The sequence below is a fragment of the Oleiphilus sp. HI0066 genome, from assembly GCF_001635725.1.
Genome location: NZ_LWFH01000734.1, coordinates 1 through 783, shown reverse-complemented (window position 1 = coordinate 783; position 783 = coordinate 1). Strand labels below are relative to the sequence as shown.

The following is a 783-nucleotide window of genomic DNA, read 5'->3' as shown; positions in this document are numbered from 1 at the left end:
CGCAGTATCGATGCCGGCAATATTTATTTCACGGAGCAGTATCAAGGCCTATGAGCATTCCCGCTATTATCATCGACTCACTTAATCAATATGCAGAACATAATGATTATGAGGCACCAGAAATCATCCCACGCCACGATGTAGATGACGCTGATCGCGTTTGCTTAACGCTTATGTCAGATATGCTAGGCCGTGCCCAAGTACTTTTCCCAGCCGATCGCTTTATTTGTCCGGAGTTACTCAATAATTGTATGGGTCGTGAACTTAAAGTGGTTGAGCAAAGCGATCAAAATAGCTTGTTAAGCCAATATGAACTTAACGCGATCCCAGCCATCCCCGACATCACGGGCATACCGACAATCGTTGATAATGCGCTCCAGGAAAATACCAGTGAGTACGCCTTCGTTGACATTGGTTTAGCAAAAGATCTCATTCGAATTAAGCGAAGCATTTTCAACAAGATGCTTCAGAAAGCACAAACCGGAGACTTCTCGGTAGCAATTGATAGAGTCAATCAACACAAGGACGCACGTAAAGATGAAGTCGATATTGTCACGGCTCTTGAGAAGTTCACAACGATTCGTATCAAGCAACGAATCGAAGATACTCTAGAGCTTCCTCCTCTTCCGGAAAGTGCACGCGATATTATTCGTTTACGCGCAAATCCCGACGCGAGCAGCGAAGAACTGTCGACTATCGTAGAAAAAGATCCAAGCCTTTCGGCACAGGTAGTTAGTTGGGCATCGAGTTCGTTTTATAGTACAAGCGGCTCAGTTAAATCGG

The 783-nt window shown here is 45.0% G+C and carries 1 protein-coding gene; it reads left to right on the top strand.

All coding sequences use genetic code 11. The features are described from left to right. Nucleotides 1-50 precede the first annotated feature (50 nt). Nucleotides 51-783 (top strand): HDOD domain-containing protein (locus A3738_RS08990; protein WP_156504127.1); only part of this gene is annotated, 733 nt, incomplete at its 3' end.